22 protein-coding genes are annotated in these 18,998 nt (G+C 68.1%); 10 read left to right on the top strand and 12 right to left on the bottom strand.

The genetic code is table 11. The annotated features are described in order from the left end of the window. Window positions 1-10: 10 nt before the first annotated feature. The 3 genes from ACIBQX_RS40935 to ACIBQX_RS40925 are packed head-to-tail and all read right to left on the bottom strand — an operon-like array spanning window position 11 to window position 1,904. Window positions 11-250: a hypothetical protein gene (locus ACIBQX_RS40935; protein WP_397014360.1), complete on the bottom strand. Its 240-nt coding sequence runs from the start codon at window positions 248-250 to the stop codon at window positions 11-13. After that, window positions 243-1,355, bottom strand: coding sequence for a hypothetical protein (locus ACIBQX_RS40930; RefSeq protein ID WP_397014358.1), 1,113 nt, complete (start codon window positions 1,353-1,355; stop codon window positions 243-245). The genes ACIBQX_RS40935 and ACIBQX_RS40930 overlap by 8 nt, the downstream gene beginning before the upstream one ends. A 9-nt stretch (window positions 1,356-1,364) precedes the next feature. Continuing rightward, window positions 1,365-1,904, bottom strand: a complete 540-nt coding sequence (locus tag ACIBQX_RS40925) for a UGSC family (seleno)protein (RefSeq protein ID WP_397014356.1) — start codon at window positions 1,902-1,904, stop codon at window positions 1,365-1,367. Between the two features lie 302 nt (window positions 1,905-2,206). Between ACIBQX_RS40925 and ACIBQX_RS40920 the strand changes: the two genes are divergently transcribed. The 6 genes from ACIBQX_RS40920 (at window position 2,207) to trxA (ending at window position 7,171) form a co-directional block, all read left to right on the top strand. Then, a complete protein-coding gene (locus tag ACIBQX_RS40920; RefSeq protein WP_397014354.1) occupies window positions 2,207-2,992 on the top strand; it encodes an IclR family transcriptional regulator in 786 nt (261 codons plus the stop codon). 80 nt (window positions 2,993-3,072) lie between these two features. Next, window positions 3,073-4,152, top strand: coding sequence for an ABC transporter substrate-binding protein (locus ACIBQX_RS40915; RefSeq protein ID WP_397014352.1), 1,080 nt, complete (start codon window positions 3,073-3,075; stop codon window positions 4,150-4,152). A 57-nt stretch (window positions 4,153-4,209) separates the two neighbouring features. Beyond that, window positions 4,210-5,061, top strand: coding sequence for an ABC transporter ATP-binding protein (locus ACIBQX_RS40910; RefSeq protein ID WP_397014350.1), 852 nt, complete (start codon window positions 4,210-4,212; stop codon window positions 5,059-5,061). Window positions 5,062-5,067: 6 nt separating this feature from the next. Beyond that, window positions 5,068-5,865: an ABC transporter permease gene (locus ACIBQX_RS40905; RefSeq protein WP_397014348.1), complete on the top strand. Its 798-nt coding sequence runs from the start codon at window positions 5,068-5,070 to the stop codon at window positions 5,863-5,865. A 23-nt stretch (window positions 5,866-5,888) separates the two neighbouring features. Next, window positions 5,889-6,821: a thioredoxin-disulfide reductase gene (trxB, locus tag ACIBQX_RS40900; RefSeq protein ID WP_397014346.1), complete on the top strand. Its 933-nt coding sequence runs from the start codon at window positions 5,889-5,891 to the stop codon at window positions 6,819-6,821. A 26-nt stretch (window positions 6,822-6,847) separates the two neighbouring features. Next, the gene (gene trxA / locus ACIBQX_RS40895) at window positions 6,848-7,171 is read left to right on the top strand and encodes a thioredoxin (RefSeq protein WP_397014344.1); all 324 of its coding nucleotides are present in this window, start codon (window positions 6,848-6,850) and stop codon (window positions 7,169-7,171) included. A 176-nt stretch (window positions 7,172-7,347) separates the two neighbouring features. Here trxA and ACIBQX_RS40890 read toward each other — a convergent pair whose 3' ends face one another. From ACIBQX_RS40890 to ACIBQX_RS40855, 8 genes are all read right to left on the bottom strand, one after another. After that, complete coding sequence (locus tag ACIBQX_RS40890; RefSeq protein WP_397014341.1) at window positions 7,348-8,055, bottom strand: alpha/beta fold hydrolase; 708 nt, start codon at window positions 8,053-8,055, stop codon at window positions 7,348-7,350. Next, window positions 8,052-8,894, bottom strand: coding sequence for a class III extradiol dioxygenase family protein (locus tag ACIBQX_RS40885; RefSeq protein ID WP_397014339.1), 843 nt, complete (start codon window positions 8,892-8,894; stop codon window positions 8,052-8,054). Before ACIBQX_RS40885 ends, ACIBQX_RS40890 begins: the two co-directional genes overlap by 4 nt. A 3-nt stretch (window positions 8,895-8,897) precedes the next feature. Then, window positions 8,898-9,242, bottom strand: a complete 345-nt coding sequence (locus ACIBQX_RS40880; protein WP_397014337.1) for a hypothetical protein — start codon at window positions 9,240-9,242, stop codon at window positions 8,898-8,900. Window positions 9,243-9,301: 59 nt separating this feature from the next. After that, complete coding sequence (desA, locus tag ACIBQX_RS40875; protein WP_397014335.1) at window positions 9,302-10,690, bottom strand: syringate O-demethylase; 1,389 nt, start codon at window positions 10,688-10,690, stop codon at window positions 9,302-9,304. Window positions 10,691-10,848: 158 nt separating this feature from the next. Next, the gene (locus tag ACIBQX_RS40870) at window positions 10,849-11,574 is read right to left on the bottom strand and encodes a 4-carboxy-4-hydroxy-2-oxoadipate aldolase/oxaloacetate decarboxylase (RefSeq protein ID WP_397014333.1); all 726 of its coding nucleotides are present in this window, start codon (window positions 11,572-11,574) and stop codon (window positions 10,849-10,851) included. Next, window positions 11,571-12,287 (bottom strand): PIG-L deacetylase family protein, encoded by a 717-nt coding sequence (locus ACIBQX_RS40865; protein WP_397014331.1) that lies wholly within the window; start codon window positions 12,285-12,287, stop codon window positions 11,571-11,573. Before ACIBQX_RS40865 ends, ACIBQX_RS40870 begins: the two co-directional genes overlap by 4 nt. Before the next feature lie 132 nt (window positions 12,288-12,419). Continuing rightward, window positions 12,420-13,082: a response regulator gene (locus ACIBQX_RS40860; protein WP_397014329.1), complete on the bottom strand. Its 663-nt coding sequence runs from the start codon at window positions 13,080-13,082 to the stop codon at window positions 12,420-12,422. Then, on the bottom strand, window positions 13,079-14,629 hold the full coding sequence (locus tag ACIBQX_RS40855; protein ID WP_397014327.1) for an ATP-binding protein: 1,551 nt from the start codon (window positions 14,627-14,629) through the stop codon (window positions 13,079-13,081). The genes ACIBQX_RS40860 and ACIBQX_RS40855 overlap by 4 nt, the downstream gene beginning before the upstream one ends. Before the next feature lie 210 nt (window positions 14,630-14,839). On the opposite strand from ACIBQX_RS40855, the gene ACIBQX_RS40850 reads away from it, so the two are divergent. The 4 genes from ACIBQX_RS40850 (at window position 14,840) to purU (ending at window position 18,028) form a co-directional block, all read left to right on the top strand. Then, on the top strand, window positions 14,840-15,115 hold the full coding sequence (locus ACIBQX_RS40850) for a muconolactone Delta-isomerase (protein WP_397014325.1): 276 nt from the start codon (window positions 14,840-14,842) through the stop codon (window positions 15,113-15,115). Between the two features lie 236 nt (window positions 15,116-15,351). Further along, window positions 15,352-16,227 carry a methylenetetrahydrofolate reductase gene (locus ACIBQX_RS40845; protein ID WP_397014323.1) on the top strand — a complete coding sequence of 292 codons (876 nt, stop codon included), beginning with the start codon at window positions 15,352-15,354 and terminating at the stop codon, window positions 16,225-16,227. After that, a complete protein-coding gene (locus tag ACIBQX_RS40840) occupies window positions 16,224-17,147 on the top strand; it encodes a bifunctional 5,10-methylenetetrahydrofolate dehydrogenase/5,10-methenyltetrahydrofolate cyclohydrolase (protein WP_397014321.1) in 924 nt (307 codons plus the stop codon). Before ACIBQX_RS40845 ends, ACIBQX_RS40840 begins: the two co-directional genes overlap by 4 nt. After that, window positions 17,144-18,028, top strand: coding sequence for a formyltetrahydrofolate deformylase (gene purU, locus ACIBQX_RS40835; protein ID WP_397014319.1), 885 nt, complete (start codon window positions 17,144-17,146; stop codon window positions 18,026-18,028). The genes ACIBQX_RS40840 and purU overlap by 4 nt, the downstream gene beginning before the upstream one ends. On the opposite strand, the gene ACIBQX_RS40830 is transcribed toward purU, so the two are convergent. Next, on the bottom strand, window positions 17,997-18,920 hold the full coding sequence (locus ACIBQX_RS40830) for a DUF5677 domain-containing protein (RefSeq protein WP_397014317.1): 924 nt from the start codon (window positions 18,918-18,920) through the stop codon (window positions 17,997-17,999). The genes purU and ACIBQX_RS40830 overlap by 32 nt on opposite strands. Between the last annotated feature and the right edge of the window lie 78 nt (window positions 18,921-18,998).

The following is an 18,998-nucleotide window of genomic DNA, read 5'->3' as shown; positions in this document are numbered from 1 at the left end:
GCTTGCTCCTTTAGTGCTCTGCCGGCATCACGACATGGTCGAGCCGGTACGGTGTCGGCTCGAGCGCGTCGGACATGATCGATTCCATGATCGGCAGCGGCACCAGGCAGTCGGCGCACGCGTCGGCGCCGGCCACGATCTCCACCACCACGCGGTTCTCGCCCGCCACGGAGTAGGTCAGCTCGTACCCGTCGGTGGCCATCAGCTCGCGGAACTTCTCCAGCGCGCTGTCCAGCACCGGGCTAGACATCTTCCTGATCCCTAACGTCCGGCACCTGAACGGTCGAGGGGGTGTCCCCGCGACGGCCGAACGTCTCGATGACGGCGGAGACACCGGCGTTGTTGGCGCCGGCGACCATCACCACGACCGAGGAGGGCACCTTCAGCGCGGGCACCCTGTCCGGGGTGTCGGTGGCGCTGGCCTCGTCGGGGATGGCGTCCGGGTGGCCGGACGGCAGCCGCCAGCGGGTGTGCTGGGAGAGTGCGTCCTTGCCGACCGCGACCAGGTCCTCCCGGGAGTTCACCGCGTTGTCGAAGATGAACTGCCGCACGTCGTCCTTGCTCCAGCCGGCCCGGCCGAACAGCTGCGCGTGCTCGGGGCCGAGGACCACGAGCGCGCTGCTGGTCTCGTGCAGCAGGGCGCCGGTGCGGCGGATGGAGTTCGCCAGGTCCAGGCCGAGCTGCTCGGGCTTGCCGGTGTGCCGGGCCTCGATGTGCATGTTGGACCGGAAGACCATCGCGGTCACCGTGCTGGCGGCCGGGTCGAAGCCGTGCTCGACGTGCAGCGGCTCCCAGGGGCTCTCCTCCTCGTTCTCCGCGATGCAGGCGGAGTACTTGCCCAGCGTGGCCTGGGTGGCCTGGTCCAGGTGGTGCGGGTGCAGGCCGAAGACGTTGATGGAGGCCAGCCGGATGGCGCGGCCGAGGGTCGCGTTGGCCCGGAAGCCGGAGCCGAACACGTTGCCCTTGCTGTTGAAGCCGAGCCGCTCACGGACGGGACCGTTCACGATCAGCAGCGGCGCGGTGCCCGTGGTGCTCTGCCAGATGCCCCGCTTCGGGTACGGCTCCGCGGCGGTCGCCTCCCAGGCGGCCAGCACGACGGGGAAGTACTCCGGCAGGCAGCCGGCCATGGCCGCGTTGATGGCCGCGAGCCGGATGGTGAGGCTCCGGTTCAGGTGCGGCATGGTGAACAGGACTTCGTCCGGATCACGGTTGACCTGGGACAGGAACTCGGCCAGGTAGGACTCGGTGACCGGCACCACCGGCAGGCCGTCGGTCCACTGGCGGCTGTTGTAGTACTCGAGGGTCGAGCGGATCTCCGCGGCGTCGGCCAGCGGAGCCTCGATCAGTGTGCTCATCTCTACCTTTCAGGATTCCACGCCGAGGACGCGCAGCACCTCGGGCATCAAGGCCTGCATGCGGCCGCGGATCTCTTCCTCGTCGAGACTCGCCACGGGGTGCTGCGCGGCGAGGAAGTCGAACCCGGGGAAGCCCTGGACCTTGGCCATGGCGGCGCCGGACACCAGGAAGGAGTCCGAGACGATGCTCACGGTGGGCATGCCCAGCCGCTCCAGCAGGATTCCGTCCGCGACGGTGGCCGCGCTGCACGAGCCACAGTCGCCGACGGCCGTGATCACTACGTCGCATTCCTCGACGATCTGCTTGAGCAGGTCGTCCTTGGCCGGCGTGCCGAAGTAGTCCTTGGTGTACAGGATGGACTCGCCGGCGCCGTAACGACGCTGAAGCTCGCCCGCGATCTCCTGCAGCAGCAGCACGGCGTTCGGCTTGGTGTTGTCCAGCATGCCGATCCTCAGCCCGCGCAGGCTGGTCGGCCGTGGTGCGAGGGTGCTGTCCGTCGCCCTCTCGTCAAAGCCTGTGGGATCGAGTAGCTTTTCTCGTCCTGCCATGTCCCCAACGCCTCCAGCTCGTGAGGTTGAGGGCGCACCGTAGTGCTGTGTCGCACGCGCCCGATGTTGACAAGTTCGCTCCACCGGCCGGGTGATGACTACCTGCATTTCCGTATAACGGAAGGCTGGATCCGCACAATCTTGCGAGGCGGCAAGGCGGTTGGCCGGCGTCCGGCAGCCCGGGATGATGGGCGATCAAGGGTCTGCCGGCGTGTTCTGCGCCACATCGGCAGATAGCCTGAGATATGCCGCTACCTGCCCGAATCGTACGCAGGGAAACGGTGGTGGAAGGAGCGATGGAGATGACGAACGAGCGGCGATCCGTTCTCCATCGAGCGTTGCGGATCCTGGAGACCATCAAGGACGCGCCGAGCGGTCTGAGTCTCTCCGACATCAGCCGCCGCTCCGGCGTGCCGCTCACCACGGCCCACCGGATCGTGGGCGAGCTGCACGACTGGGGCGCGCTGGAGCGCGACGGCGTCGGCGTCTACCGGGTCGGGCTGCGGCTGTGGGAGGTGGCGTCGGTCACGCCCAGGTCGGTGGGCCTGCAGCGGGTGGCCCTGCCGTTCATGCAGGACCTGTTCGAGACCACCCACCGCGGGGTGCACCTGGCGATCCGGGAGAAGGACCAGGTGGTGTTCGTCGAGCGCTTCCTGAGCCCGGAGACGGCCACCGACCGGACCCGGCCGGGCGTGCGGTACGAGCTCCACGTCACCGCGATCGGGCTCATCCTGCTCGCGCACGCGCCGCTGGAGCTCCAGAACGAGGTGCTGACCGGGCCGCTGACGGTGCCGGACTGGGCCCCGCCGGTCACCGAGCGTGAGGTGCGGCAGAAACTCGCCGACATCCGCCGCCTGGGTTACGCGACCACTCCGGTTCGCCAGGAGTACATCTCGGTCGCCGCTCCGATTCACGGCCCGGCCGGTACGGTCGTGGCGGCGCTCTCCGTCATTCTGCCGAACACCGAATCGTACGGACCGCGACTCGCGCACCTCCAGGGCACGGCCCGGGGCATTTCACGCGCATTGGGTGCTCCGCAGAGACGAACAGGTTACGCCCTGCCTTCCGATATGCGGAAAGGCGGGTAGTCATTACGCCAATGTGGCGCAAGTCTCAAGTCGGTCGGCTGGGGCTGTGAGCCGACCTGAACACACCTAGGAGAACGATCGTGCCCAACACTCCCCACCCTTCGCTCTCGCTCAGCCGCAGGTCCTTCCTCAAGCGCTCCGCCCTGACCGTGGGGATGGCGGCGGCGGGGTCGGGTCTGCTGGCCGCGTGCGGCTCGGACGAGCCCACAGGCGCCGAAGCGGAGGGCGGCCTCAAGCCGTTCACCTTCCTCAGTGGCATCCCGCTGGAGACCCTGTCGATGGCGATCGAGCTGTACGCGGTGGCCGGTGGTTTCTTCGCCAAGCACGGGCTCGACGTCACCCTGCAGCCGACGAAGGGCACGTCGCAGGCGATGCAGACCCTCCTGTCAGGCGTCGCGCCGGTCACCCGCCTGGGTCAGATGGAGGTCATGTCGGCCATCACCGACTCCAACCAGCCGCTGATCAACATCGGCACCTGCTTCCGCACCTCCGCCGTGCGCTTCGTCTACAGCAAGGAGAGGCATCCGGTGGAGAAGCCGGAGGACCTCGTCGGCCAGACGATGGGCGTGCCCTCCGAGGGCGGCAACAGCGACAAGGTCGTCTCCCTCGTGATGGCCGCCGGCGGGCTCGACCCCAAGCAGTGCAAGCGCCAGGTCGTGGGGCTCACTCCGGGCACGTTCAGCCTGGTCAAGCAGGGCCGGATCGTCGGCTACGTGACGACCGTCGACGTCGCCAACATCCTGGTGGGCCAGGACCCCGACGTGGGTGTGTTCGACCCCGCCAAGTACGCCAAGGCCGACGCGCAGGTCTACGTGACCACGAAGGACGCCCTGGTCAAGGACGCGGAGGACCTCCGCAAATTCCTCGCGGGAGTGAACGACTCGCTGGCGGCGCTGGTCGCGGACACGAACTTCGACAAGGCGATCCCGATCCTGCGGGAGAAGTACTCCTTCGCCACGCTCGACGACGACAAGATCGCCAGGGCGAGCCTGACCATGCTGCGCAACGGCTGGATGGGCGGAGACATGAGCGGGCCTCTGCTGACCTCCGACGAGGAGGCGTGGACCGCCGGCTACAAGGAGCTCGTGGACGCCGGGATGGTCAAGGCCGGCGGCACCCCTGCCTCTTGGTACGACAACAGCTTGCTGCCCAAGACCTAAGGGCCAACAGGGATTGACAGGACGGATCTATGAACGAGATGGACGGGAGGAGCCGGGATGGCAGCGGACAGCGCCAGGACGGTTGATCAGACCGCGGGAGCTCGGCAGGCCGCGTCGCCCGGGCCGACCAAACTTGAGCTGATCGGGATCGGCAAGGAGTTCCGGACCAAGCGCGCGCACACGCAGGCGCTGTCCGGCATCGACCTGACCATCAGTGACGGCGAGTTCGTCTCGGTCATCGGGCGATCGGGTTGCGGGAAGACCACGCTGCTGAGGATGCTCGCGGGGCTGCTCAGCCCATCGGCCGGCCAGATCCTCATCGAGGGCAGGTCGCTGTGGGACGGCACCAAGGTGGACACCTCCGTCGTGTCCCAGCTCGGCGTGGTGTTCCAGGAAGCGAACCTGTTCCCGTGGTACTCCGTCGCGGAGAACATCGCGCTGCCGCTGCGGCTGCGCGGTGACGCCAAGGCCGCGCGACTGGCCCGCGCCGGCGAACTCGCCGAGCTGGTCGGCCTCGGCGGGTTCGAGAGCTCCTACCCGCGTGAGCTGTCCGGCGGCATGCGCCAGCGGGTCGCGATCGCCAGAGCGCTGAGCACTCATCCCAAGCTGCTGCTGATGGACGAGCCGTTCGGCGCCCTGGACGCGCTCACCCGCGAACGCATGAACCTCGAACTGCAGCGCATCTCCCTCGCCACCAAGGCCACCGTGGTCTTCATCACCCACGACATCACCGAAGCGGTCTTCCTCGGCGACCGCGTCGTCCATCTGACGCCGCGGCCCGGCCGCATCCGCCAGGTGAAGACCGTCGAGTTCCAACGCCCGCGCTCCATCGACGTGCAGACGGAAGCGGCGTTCGGCGCGATGGAACGGGACCTGCGCCACGCGCTCGACGAAGACGAGAAGGGCTGAGCGGCGATGAACAACGATCGAGTCCGCAAGCTGCTGCCATGGGTGAGCACACCGATCATCCTGCTGGTGTTCTTCATCCTGTGGGAGGTGTTCGTCCGCGCCTTCGAGGTCTCCCCCCTGGTGCTGCCGCCTCCGATGGCCGTGCTGGAGAGCCTGACGGAGGTGGTGGTCGATCCGGAGACGTGGGAGCACGCGGGGGTCACCGCCGCTGAGACCGTCGGCGGGTTCCTGATCGCCCTGGTGACCGGGGTGACGGTCGGCGTGGTGCTCGGCAAGGTGGCGTGGATCGAGCTCAGCCTCCGCCCGCTCATCGTCGCCTCCCAGGTCGTGCCCAAGGTGGCTCTGATCCCGTTGTTCGTGATCTGGTTCGGCTTCGGCATGACCAGCAAGGTGATCATGTCCGCGATGCTGGCCTTCTTCCCGATCATGCTGAACGTGCAGCTCGGCGTCCGCTCGGTGGACAAGGGGCAGCGCGAGGTCATGCGCAGCCTCAACGCGACCAGATGGCAGACGTTCAACCACCTGGAGCTGAAGAGCACCATGCCGTACGTCTTCGCGGGCATGGAGGTCGGCATCGTGCTGGCCATCATCGGCGCGATCGTCGGCGAGTACCTCGGCGGCAACGAGGGCCTCGGCTATCTGGTCGTGCGTACGCTCAACGAGCTCGACGCGCCCGCCCTGTTCGCCACGATCATGCTGCTCTCGGTCCTCGGCCTGGTGCTGTACTTCGCGGTCAACAGCCTCAAGCGGTTCGTGATCCCCTGGCACGAGTCCGTATACGGTCAGCACGACGTTAACGGCTAACGGTTCCTGAGAAGGCGAGTTCGTTGAGCGACACCCGTAATCTGATCATCATTGGGTCGGGCCCGGCCGGCTACACCGCGGCCGTCTACTCGGCCCGAGCGGAGCTCAAGCCGCTCGTGTTCGAGGGCTCGGTCACCGCCGGTGGCGCCCTGATGAACACCACCGACGTGGAGAACTTCCCCGGCTTCCCGGACGGCATCATGGGGCCCGACCTCATGGGCAACTTCCGCAAGCAGGCCGAGCGGTTCGGCGCGGAGCTGGTGGCCGACGACGTCATCGAGGTCGACCTGGCGGCCACCCCCAAGGTCGTCAAGACGTACACCGACACCTACTACGCGCACGCGGTCATCCTGGCCAACGGCTCCGGCTACCGCGAGCTCGGCCTGGAGAACGAGAAGCGCCTGTCCGGGCGGGGCGTCTCCTGGTGCGCCACCTGTGACGGCTTCTTCTTCCGCGACCAGGACATCGTGGTCGTGGGCGGCGGCGACACGGCGATGGAGGAGGCCACCTTCCTCACCCGCTTCGCCCGGACCGTCACCGTCGTGCACCGCAGGGACACCCTCCGCGCCAGCAAGATCATGCAGGACCGGGCGCTGGCCAACGAGAAGATCCGCTTCGTCTGGGACAGCGAGGTCGCCGACGTCCTCGGCGACGACAGGGTGACGGGCGTCCGGCTCCGCAACCTGAAGACCGGCGAGGAGAGCGAGCTCGCGGTCACCGGCCTGTTCGTCGCCATCGGCCACGACCCGCGCACCGAGCTGGTCAAGGGACAGGTGGCCCTGGACGACGAGGGTTACGTGCAGGTGGACGCGCCGACGACGCGGACCAGCGTCGATGGGGTGTTCGCGGCGGGCGACGTCGTCGACCACACCTACCGTCAGGCGATCACCGCAGCCGGCACCGGGTGCGCCGCCTCGCTCGACGCCGAGCGCTGGCTGTCCCACCACCACGCGTGACCGCATCGATCAAGAGGGAGACAACCGTGGGCGCCGTCAAGATCGTGACCGATGGGAGCTTCGAGGCCGACGTCCTCAACAGCGACAAGCCCGTGCTGGTCGACTTCTGGGCCGAGTGGTGTGGTCCGTGCCGTCAGCTCGGGCCCGTCCTGGAGGAGATCGCCGCGGAGAACGCGGACAAGCTCACCATCGTCAAGCTGAACGTCGACGAGAACCCCGTGACCGCCCGGGACTACGGCATCCTCCAGATGCCGACGATGAACGTCTTCCGGGGCGGCGAGGTCGTCAAGAAGATCACCGGCGCCAAGCCCAAGGCCGTGCTGCTGCGCGAGCTCGACGGCATCATCTGACGCCCGCCCAAGCCCCCGCGCATCCAACGCGGGGGCTTCGCCGTGCGGGAATGTGAAGCCGTGCGGGAATGTGAAGCCGTACGGGTACGTGAAGCCGTACGGGACGTGAAGCCGTACGGGAACGTGAAAAGGCCCTGGCCGCCGAATCGGCGGCCAGGGCCTTCTCTCTCGTGTCGTTACTCCGCGGCGACCCGCTGCAGCAGCGCCGCGAGCTCCTCGGGCGCGGTCACCATGGCCTCGTGGCCGGTGGCGATCTCGTGCACCGGCCAGCCGCGCGCGGCGGCCCGCTCGGCGTGCGGGGTGAACACCCGCATCCAGTCGACGCACTCGATGAACGCCGCCGGCACCTGCTCGCCCTTGCCCGTCAGCCGCAGCGGCTCGGTGTAGGTGAGCCACGGGTGCGGGGTGAGCCTGGGGGTGAGCCAGTCGAGGTCGGCCTGCTCGGTGACCCCGAGGACGCTCAGCTTGCGCACCGGGATGAGCCAGCCGAACCCGGGCCCCGCCACCGACTCCCGGTAGTGGCCGGCGATCGTGGCGGGCAGCAGGTCGATCGCCGCCTCCCCGTCGTCGCCGACGAAGGCGTCCAGGTGGATCCGCTTGGCCAGGCGCTCGCCGATGCGGTCCGCGACGCCGGTCACGACCTGCCCGGCGTAGCTGTGCCCGACGAGCACCACGTCGCGGGCGTCGTACGCCTCGATGAGGGAGACGACGTCCTGAATGTGCGTGCCGAGCCCGACCTGCGGGTTCAGCAGGTGAGCGCGGTCGCTCACACCGGTCAGCGTCGGGGCGTGCACCTGGTGGCCGGCCGCGCGCAGCAGCGGGGTCACCCGCTGCCACGCCCAGCCGCCGTGCCAGGCCCCGTGGAGCAGGACGAACGTACTCATGCGTTCTCGAGAACGATCATCCCGGCCCCGGTCATCGAGGCGGGCACGAAGTAGTGCGAGAACTTGGCCACCACGTCGGGGTTGAGCGCCCCCCGCATGACGAGCCACATGATGAGCTCGGCGCCCTCACCGCCGAAGGTGTCGACGTACTGCTGCCGGCTCCAGCCGGCGAGCTTGTCGGGGTTCTCCGCGATGTCGATGAGGAACTGCCGGTCGGCCGGCGGGTTCACGAACCCGGCGCGGGCGCCCTGCAGCTGGTGCGACAGGCCGCCGGTGCCGAGCACCACGAACTTCTCGTCGCTGTCGTAGTTCTCGATCGCCCGGCCCAGCTGCTTGCCCAGATCGTAGAGGCGGGCGGGCAGCGGGATAGGGTACTGGAGCACGTTGACGAAGATCGGCACGACCTTCACCGGCCACGCCTCCTCCGGCTTGCCCCAGAAGAGCTCCAGGGGCACCTGCAGGCCGTGGTCGACCTTGATCTCCTGAATGATCTCCGGGTCGAAGTGGTTCTCGACCAGGGTGTCGACCAGATGCCAGGAGAACTCGCTGTGGCCTGCGAACGAGGGGATGGCCCGCGGGCCCCAGCCCTCGTCGACGATCTGGTACTCGTCGGCGCAGCCGACCCCGAAGGTGGGGACCCGGTCGAGGAACATGGCGTTGTAGTGGTCGTTGAAGACCACCACCGCGACGTCGGGCTTCTGCTCCCGAACCCATTCCTGGGCGGGCACGTAGCCGTCGAAGAACGGCTTCCACTCAGGCGTGTCGCGCAGGCCCTTGTCGAGCGCCACCCCGATCGAGGGAACGTGTGAGGTTCCCATTCCCCCCACAAGTCTTGCCATCTCCTACACCTTCTTCCCGAGCCTGTCCCGCAGGAACGACTCGTGGTCCATGTCCACCTGGTGGGCACCGATCTCGGTGATGCGAACCGGGTCCACCGCGGTGATCTTCAGGATGAAGAAGAGGTTCCCGCCGAGGCGGATCATCTCCTTCCAGTTCCTGGTCAGCACGGCGGTCTTCTCTTCGTCGCTCAGCCCGAAACGGTCCAGGTAGGCGGGCTCGTCGGCCTTGAACGCCTCCCGGTTGACCGGGTCGCCCAACCCCATGGCCATCTTGTTCATGCGGTAGCCGCGAAGCTGGCGCTGCCGGTCGAGGATGGGGGTGTCGGGTATGCGATCTGGCTCGCTCATGGGCGTCTCCCTCGTCTTCGCAGTGCTTCGAACTTCGCAGCCGACGCACCGTTGGTCAATCAGGCGGTCGCGCGCCAGCCGCCGTCCGCGTAGATCTTGCGGGCGACCTCGGTGTAGGGGACCGGGCTGACGGTGGCGCTGATCTCCACCTGGGTGTGCGGCTCGACGGTGAGCTTGCCGGTGCCGCCGTCGGGCTCGCCCCACACGAGGGACACCTGGGCGCCCGGCTCGGCGTGCTCGACGTCGAGCATGGCCAGGGTCAGCATCTTGCGCTCGTTGGAGCTGTAGCCGATCCAGGTGGAGATGCCGGCGGGCTCGCCGTGCGCCTTCACCAGGTCGTACGGGTGCATCGAGTAGACCGCGGACGGGTACTCGACCCACTTGGCGTTCGCCCCGCGCTCCAGCTGCGACTCGATGACCTTGAGGAAGTCGGCGTTGTCCAGGGCCAGCGTGACCTTCTTGCGGTGCGGGCCGTCGGCCTTGGCCTCCAGCGCCTCACGGCCGATGAACTCGTGGTCGAACTTGACGAAGTTGCCGTAGCCGAGGTCCCACGGCGTCAGGTAGTAGTCCTCGATGTCGTCCGAGACGAAGCTGCCGCCGATGGAGGCGGCGGCCTCGTAGCTGTCGGACGGCAGCCACTGGCGGTAGGCCTTGAGCGACTCGCCCGTGTAGATCGCCGGGAGCGGCGAGGGGATCCAGCCGGACTCCAGGGTGTTGGAGGAGTAGGCCCGGCCGCCGACCAGCCGCATGCCGAACTCCTCGCCGGCCTTGACCAGCGCCTCGTGCACGGCCTCGCCCTCGGCCCACGGGCCGAACAGCTCGTAGCCGGGCTGGCCCGCCATGCCGTGGCGCAGCGCGCGGACGGTCTTGCCCGCGATCTGCATGGTCGTCATGTGGAAGAACTTCAGCTCGGGCGCCGACGCGCCCGTCACCTTCTCGATCACCTTGGAGGCGTTCGGCCCCTGGATCTGGTAGCGGTAGTTCCTGCGGTTGAACGGGTCCGGGCGGGCCGCCGAACGCTCGTCGAGCGTCGTCTCGACGTCGTAGCCGCCGGTCTCGGCGTGGAAACGCACCCAGTTGATCGCCGGAATGCGGCCGACCAGGTTGAAGCTGTTCTCCGCCAGGTGGAAGAGGATGACGTCGCCGATGACGTAGCCCTCGGGGGTGACGGGCACGAACTGCTTGGCGGTGTCGACGGGGAACTTCGCGAAGCTGTTGACGCCCAGGTAGGACAGCAGTTTCAGCGCGTCGGGGCCTTCGACCAGCAGTTCGACCATGTGGTACGACTGGTTGAAGAGCACGCAGGTGTTCTGCCAGGCCTGCTGCTCGTCGCGCCAGTTGGTGTACTCCGGCGGGACCCCAGGATAGGCATTCGGTCCGACGGGAAGATTGCGGAAATGAGCCGCGAGATTGGTGTTCGCGCCGTTGAGAATATCTTGGAGGCTCATAGGGGGTTCCTTATTCTTGGGGGTTCGCTATGCGCATGTTTCGAGGCCTGACCTGGATGTTACGGAGGAGGGATCGGGCGGCGACATATGCAATTGACGGCTCCTGCGGGGATGGCGGACCTACGTCGTCTAGGACAAGTGACGTAGGCCCGCGGCCGTCATCGCTGGTCTGATTCGTCTGATTCGTCCGGGGCGTCGACGTAGCGGACGCCGAGCCGGTCCAGGGTGGCGCGCAGGCCGTACAGGTCCAGGCCCAGGACCCCGTTGCGGAACTGCTCGCGCTTGTCGGCCTCGTTGGCCATGCGTTCGGTGGCCTTGCCCGCCACCGCGGTCGCGTCCTGGCGGGCCACGACGAGAACTCCGTCGTCGTCGGCCACGATGACGTCACCGGGGGCGATGAGCGCGCCGCCCAGGACGACGGGCACGTTGACGGAGCCGGGGCTCGCCTTCACCGTGCCCTGCGAGCTGATGGCCCTTGACCACACCGGGAAGCCCATCTCGGTCAGGTCGGCGACGTCGCGCACGCCCGCGTCGATGATCAGGCCGGCGACGCCGCGGGCCTTCAGCGCGGTGGCGAACAGGTCGCCGAACATCCCGTCGTGCGACAGCGAGGTGGTGGCCACCGCCAGGACGTCGCCCTCGCCGCACTGCTCGATCGCCGCGTGGATCATCAGGTTGTCGCCGGGGTGACTCAGCACGGTGACCGCGCGACCGGCGATGCGCGCGCCGGAGTAGATCGGGCGCAGCACGGGGTCGACCAGGCCGCGGCGGCCCATGGCCTCGTGGGTGGTGGCCACCCCGGCCTCGGCGAACACCTTCACGGCCGCGGCGTCCGGGCGCACTCGGGTCCGTACGATGACGTGCCCGTCAGAGAAACCGCTCATACCAGCTCATCTCCCACCACGGGGAACACCCGCTGGTAAGCCTCGGCGTGCACGACGTCGCCGGGCGCTCCATTACGACGGGCCTGGACGCCGCGCCGTCTCCCGAGCTCGGTGTAGTACTCGATCAGGTGATGCTGGGCGGACATCACCTCCATCGCCTTGCGCTTGCGATCGAAGACCGGCGTGATGTCCAGCAGCATGTTCGGTACGAATCCGCACACCTCAGGCTGGTGCGGCTCGAACATCTGCACCTGCGCCGCCCCGATCGGCTCGGTGGTGCGGTCGTGGCCCATGGCCTGCGCCACCATGCGGGTGGCCAGCGAGGTCTCGTGGGCGATGTTGTGGTCGCGGTTGTAGGGGTCGTTCGCGACGTGGGTCAGCAGCGTGTCGGGCTGGAGCTCGCGCAGCGTCGAGACGATCCGGTCACGGGCCTCGTCGGTCACGACCAGCGGGTAGTCGCCCAGATCGTAGAAGTCGACCTGGACCCCGAGCGCTTCGGCGGCCGCCTCGGCCTCCTCGCGGCGGACCCGCTTCACCGTCTCCATGTCCATGCCGGGCTTCTTCCACAGGCCCTGCGCCTCGCCCCGCTCACCGAAGCTGAGACAGATCACCCGTACGGAGTCGCCTCGCGAGGCAGCCAGAGCCAGCGCGCCGCCCGCCCGCCACACGAAGTCCCCCGAATGGGCTGTGATCGCCACAATCGAGCGAGCCACCCGAGATCCCGTCATACCGCTGCTACCCGCTTTCGATCGACCGTGCCACCTGGTCCTTCGAACGCTACAGATGAGGTGCCCACGATGGATCGCGCAATTGACCGCGCTGACGTACGACAAGTGACGTAGGCGTCAGGACGGCGGGTCGACCAGCCCCTCGCGCATCGCGGCGAGGACCGCCTGGGTGCGCGAGCGCAGCCCGAGCTTGCCCAGCAGGTTGCTCACGTGCGTGCGCGCCGTACGCTCGCTGATCACCAGTTTCGCGGCGATCTCCCGGTTGGAGCGGCCCTCCGCGATCAGCACGAGCACGTCCCGCTCCCGGCTGGTCAGCCCGGCGACACCGCGCTGCGGCGCGCGCATCTTCTGCACCAGTCGCCGCGCCACGGCCGCGTCCAAAAACACGTCGTCGTTGGCGGCGGCGTAGATCGCGGCGGCCACGTCCGACGGCCCGGCGTCCTTCAGCAGGTAGCCGGCCGCGCCGTGCTCCAGGGCGGCATGAATGCGCTCGACCTCGCCGAAGCTGGTCAGGATGACCACGCGGACGGTCGGGAACCGCTTGGCGATCTCCGCCGTGGCCTCCACCCCGTCCATCTTCGGCATCATCAGGTCCATCAGGGCCACCCGCGGCAACGGCTGCCGCCGGACCTTCAGCGACTCCAGGCAGTCGAGCGCCTCACGCCCGTTGCCCGCCTCGCCGACCACCTCGACGTTGTCCAGCGCCTCAAGATAGGCGACGACGCCACGCCGGACCACCGCGTGGTCGTCCACCACCAGGACGCCGATGGTGTCGCTCACTTCTGCTTCCAAACGGTCGTACGGGGGCCGCCGTGGAGTCCCGTCGGCAGCGAGGGCGGCAACGGGAGCACGAGACACACGGTCGTCCCCTTGCCGGAACTGGACCGGGTCGTCAGAGTGCCCGCCCATCGGTTGGCACGCTCCTTCATCGCTGTCATACCGAAACCACCCTCCTCTGCGGGAACGTCCGCATTCTGTGCCAGCAGGCCACGCCCGTCGTCGGTGACCTCGCCCGTCAGCCACCGCTGCGTCCCGCGCCTGGTCAGGCTGAGGTCGATGGTGACCGTAGAGCCGTGCGAATGCTTGACGCTGTTGTGCAACGCCTCCGCGATCACGCGGTAGGCGTCCTCTTGGAGCTCCGGCTCCAGGTCATCGAGCTCGTCGTGCGGGTCGCTGATCGAGACCCGCACGTCGAAGCCGGTACGGCTCATCGTCGACTCGGCCAGGGCCAGGAGCGACTCCGACAGGCCCTGATCGGCATGGGCGGTGGGGTGCAGGTCGGTCACCATGGCCCGCAGGTCGGTCAGCACCGCCTTGGAGATGTGGCCCAGCTCCCGCGCCACGCGCATCACGTACGCCGAGTCCACGACCGTGTCGCGCCCGGACAGCATGTTGAGCGACTCCACCTGCATGCCCATCGAGAAGACGTTCTGCACCACGGAGTCGTGCAGGTCACGCGCCAGCCGCTGGCGCTCCTCCCGGCGCGCGACCTCCCGCTCCCGCTCCAGCAGGGCCGCGTAGTCCACCGCCTGCGACGCCTGCTCCGCGATCGCCAGCAGGAAGTCCAGGGCGGTCTTGGTGATCTCCTGGCCCGGGGCGAAGTAGGCGTTCAGGATGCCGACGGGCTCGCCGCGCACCATCAGCGGCACGCTCGCGAACCAGTCCCACTCCGGATAGCGCATGTACTCCTGCAGCGGACCCCACGCCGGGTCCGTCATGATCGCGTCGTAGCGGTGCGGCACCACGACCGGCTTACGCGTGGTGAACGCGTCGATCATCCGCAGTTCGGCCCCGGATTCGAGACACTCCAGGAGAAGGTCGAAGAAGTTCTCCGCCTGGCCGAAGCCCGCGGTGCCCATGACCCGGAACCGCTCACTGGTGGAGTTGACCGTCAGGATCTGCACGCTAGCCATCGCGTCGGCCTCCAGCACCTCCTTCGCCAGCGCGTCCAGCGTGCTGCGCAACGACCGCTTGGCGGCCACCCGGCTCGCCGCACTGGCGATGGCGGCCAGCCTGCGCTGGTGCCGCCGGCTCTCGGTGACGTCCCTGAACGCCACGATGCGCTCGGCACGACCGGCGAGCCGGCTGACCCGGAACGCGAACTCCCGCCGCGGCCCCGACTCCGGCTCCCACACGGTGACGGCCTCCGCCTCCGCGTCACCCGCCTGAGCCGGCGGGAACGGGGACGCCGCCCCGGCGACACCCGCCGGGTCCAGCCCGCACAGCGTGATCGCCGCCGGATTGGCCTGCACGAAGCGCCCTTCCGGATCGATCACCGCGAGACCGTCCGGCGTCTGTTCGAGCAGGGTGCGCGGGTCGAACATCATGGACGTCCTCCTCGCACGTCAAGTCACTAACCCCCATGATGCCCCCGTTCTCCGGCAACAGCACCACTTCGACCAGCACGTACACCATTTGACGTAGACGCCGGCTCCGCGAGGCACACAGCGGCGTGGCCCGGCGTCCGATGACGTCGTACGACGAGAGCTCTAGCGTCGCTCACTGGTACGTTGACAACGGCACACTGAGAGGCAGCGATGGAGTTCCTGGTTCGTTTCGAGACCCAGCTTCCCGACAGCATGGACGACGCCGAGCGCAAGCGGCTCAAGGACGCCGAGCGCGCCCGTGCCATGGAGCTGCGTAAGGACGGCGTCCTGAAGAGGCTCTGGCGGGTGCCGGGACGGCGTGCGGTCATCGGCCTCTGGGAAGCCCCTGACGCCACCGCCCTGCATGACGCGCTGGCGTCCCTGCCGCAGTTCCCGTGGATGGACGTGACCGTCGAGCCGCTCGCCACCCACCCGCAAGAAGCCTGACACCTTCCATCCCGAGGTCAGTCCGGGGCACCCGTTCTACGTCACTTGTCGCATTCAGGCTAGGACGGGCGCAGGCGTAAGAGCCGTCATCCGCGTCGTTTCTCTGACCAGGCCCATGCCTACTGTCGGTGGTGGAGCCCGATGTTCGGCATCCCCCGCGGCCTGCGTCCCCGGCGTCCGCCTGCTCGATGAAAGGTCTCTTTCACCATGCCCCCAGTGCCCCCAGACAGTCTCCGATGACCAGCCTGCGTACCGGCGGGACCGGACCGGCGCCCACCCGCCGCCAAGCACTCACGCAGGCGCTGAACGCGATCAGCTACGAGATCCTGCCGTTCAGGAGCACTGAGGACAAGGTCCTCGAACACGTGCCGACCGGCATCTCGATGACGGTCACCACCACCGAGGCCAAGGGCCTGGGCCCCACCCTCGACCTGGCCCAGAAGCTGGCCGGTCACGGATACACGGTGGCCCCGCACCTCGCCGCCCGCCTGGTCAGGGACGAGCGGCACCTGGTCGACATCGTCGCCCAGCTGCGCGAGGCCGGCATCGACGGCGTCTTCGTGATCGCCGGCGACGCCCCCACACCCGCCGGCGACTTCCACGACGCCTACTCGCTGCTGGAGAAGCTCGACGCGAACGGGCACCACTTCACCCGGATCGGCATCGGCGGCTACCCCGAAGGTCACGGCACCATAAGCGACGAGCTGATCGACCGCGCCATCGACCTCAAGTCGACGTACGCCACCCACATCGTCACCCAGCTCTGCTTCGACGCCGACACGACGACCACCTGGGCGCGCAAGCTCAAGCGGCGCGGCGTCGACCTGCCGATCTACGCCGGCATCCCCGGTGCCGTCAGCCGGCAGAAGCTCATCCGTATCTCCGCAGGCCTGGGCCTCGGTCAGTCCGCCCGCTTCCTCAAGAAGCAGCAGAACATGCTGTGGCGCTTCTTCCTGCCCGGCGGATACAGCCCCAACAAGCTGTTCGAGCGCCTCGCCCCGCGCGTCTCCGAGGCGGAGACGAACCTCGCCGGATTCCACCTGTTCACCTTCAACGAGCTGGAGAAGACCGAAGCATGGCGGCGCAAGCTGCTGGCCCGGGTCGGCTCATGAGTGCCCAGGTCATCGACGGACGAGCCTGCGCACGCGCCCTCAAAGCGAGCGTGGCGGCCGAGATCGAGCAGCTGAGGGAGGAACGCCTGCCCATCGGTCTCGCGACCGTCATGGTGGGCGGCACCTACGGCTCACTCGCGTATGAGCGCCGCCTGCGCCGGCTTGCCGCCGACCTCGACGTGCCGTACGTCCCCCGCAAGCTGCCCGTCACCGCCTCCCAGGCCGAGCTCGACGAGACCATCGCCGAGCTGAACGCCGCCCCCGGCGTGTCCGGCATCCTCATCCTCCGCCCGCTGCCGCCGCACCTCAGCGAGGCCGCCACCTTCCAGTCCATCCACCCCGCCAAGGACATCGAGGCCGTCCACCCGCAGAACGCCGGCCTCCTCGCCCTCGGCGTCCCCCGTTACGTCCCCTCGACGGCGGCCTCGGCCTATCACCTGCTGGACACCTGGCTCGACTCCGTCGGCGAGGACCGGGCGGACTTCTACCACCGCTCGCTCATCGTCGTCGTCGGCCGCTCCAACAACGTGGGCAAACCCGCCGTCTCCCTCGGCTACGACCGGCAGGCCGCCGTCGAGTCGATCGACGAATGGGCCAGCCGCACCGGCACCCTCGGCCGCCACACCCGCCGGGCCGACGTCCTCATCGTCGCCGCGGGCCGGCCCGGCCTGATCCGGGCGGAGCACGTGAACGACCACGCCGTCGTCATCGACGTCGGCATCAACCCGCGGACCGGCCCCGACGGCGTCACCCACATGGTCGGCGACGTCGACCACGACACCGTCGCCCCCCGCGTCCGCGCCATCACTCCCGTCCCCGGCGGAGTCGGCCCCGTCACCGACGTGTGGCTGCTGCGCAACACCGTGGCCGCCGCCCGGCTGAACAGCGCCCGCCTCCTCAGCAGCCAGGAGCCCTCATGACCGCCACCGCCGAAGCAGCCCGCTCCACCGGGCAGTACGTCCTCATGCTGTCCTGCCCCGACACCCCCGGCATCGTGTACGCGGTCGCCGGCTTCCTCGTCGAGCGGCAGTGCACCATCGTGCAGAGCCAGCAGTTCGACGACCCGGACAGCCGCACCTTCTTCATGCGCGTCCAGTTCAGCCACGCCGAAGGCGAGGCCCTGTCGGTGCCGGACCTGCGACGCGACTTCGCGGAGGTGGCGTCCCGCTTCGGGATGACGTGGCGCCTCGGCGACGCCGCCGCCCGCCAGCGCGTCCTGATCATGGTGAGCAGGTTCGGCCACTGCCTCAACGACCTGCTCTACCGCAACTCCGTCGGCGAGCTGAACATCGACATCGCGGGCGTCGTCTCCAACCACCCCGACCTTGCCATGCTGGCCGACAACTACAGCGTGCCCTTCACCCACATCCCGGTCACCCCCGACACCAAGCCCGAGGCCGAGGCCCGCCTCATGGAGATCGTGGAGACCGAGAAGGTCGACCTCGTCGTCCTCGCGCGCTACATGCAGATCCTCTCCCACGACCTGTGCAAGCAACTGGAGGGCCGCGCGATCAACATCCACCACTCGATGCTGCCCAGCTTCAAGGGCGCCCGCCCGTACCAGCAGGCCTACGACCGAGGCGTCAAGGTCGTCGGAGCCACGGCCCACTACGTCACGGCCGACCTGGACGAGGGGCCGATCATCGAACAGCAGATCATGCGGGTGGACCACGCGATGAGCGCGGACGAGTTCGTCGCCCGCGGCCGTGAGACGGAATGCCGGGCCCTGGCCCGCGCGGTCCGCTGGCACACCGAGAACCGCGTCGCCCTCAACGGCCACAAGACCGTCGTCCTGCACTGACCTCCCCGTTCGGGGACGCCGCGGCTTCCGCAGAGGAAGTGCGTTCGACGAGGGCGAGCGCGAAGTCTTGAAAACGCTGGTCGACTTCCTGGAAGAAGGCCGACCAGCGCGGATCCTCGTCGAGGTCCTCCCCGTGCCGGTCGAAGACGAACCGCATCGACTCCTTGAGCGAAAGCCAGCAGAGGCGGAAGGGAAGGATCCAGTCGACGCTCGACGTGAAATCCCCCCAGCTGGCCATGGAGCCGAGATCCTTCCGGTGCGCGCTGGTCCCGTGCCAGGTCCCGTGCACATACTGAGATCCCTCACGATAAAACTGATACATCTTTTCCGAGTTGGTCTCATGCATCATGGCGGAGATCGACGGGGTCTTGGGCGGCACGGTGTAACCCACTGGGAGCCGGGCGGTGACACTGGTCCGGAATTCCTTTATGGAATTTTCTCGCGCTCGGTGCAGCTCCGCCTTGTCCGGGTCCGTCTCCCTGCACTCCGCCTCGACCTTATGGTGATACTGCTCCGTCTCCCGTAGCAGGGCCAGCCATCGGCATTCGCTTTCGAAACGGTCGCCGGGGTAGAGCAGCCATATGATGCGGATCGCCTGTTCAAATGCTGCTCGGGCACTCGTCCACGCTGCGGTCACAAGTGCTTCATCATGACGAGCCATCAAGAGCACTGCCCGGACGTTCTTCACCATGAGATTACTCAGCGCCCATGCCTCGCGCGGTGCTTCCCAGGCAGAGGAGTTCTTGAGCACAACACGATCACGAGCACGCGCGACTCTGGAGACGGCCTCGCTCAAGTAGGAAGCCATGGAGATCAGTTCGGAAGGCGGGGCCGGCTCTGGCGAATTCCGAACAGGAATTCCTTTTCGGGATGAGACGTCATCGGCAGCCATGCTCTCAGACTTGCGTCAGATGCTCGGGACTTCAAGTGCCCTTCGGTGGGCAGGGAGGGCACAGGGGCTGGGTCCAGG

This window comes from Nonomuraea sp. NPDC049714 (assembly GCF_044465295.1).
Taxonomy (GTDB): Bacteria; Actinomycetota; Actinomycetes; order Streptosporangiales; family Streptosporangiaceae; genus Nonomuraea.
This window is presented reverse-complemented; position numbering and strand designations above follow the sequence as displayed.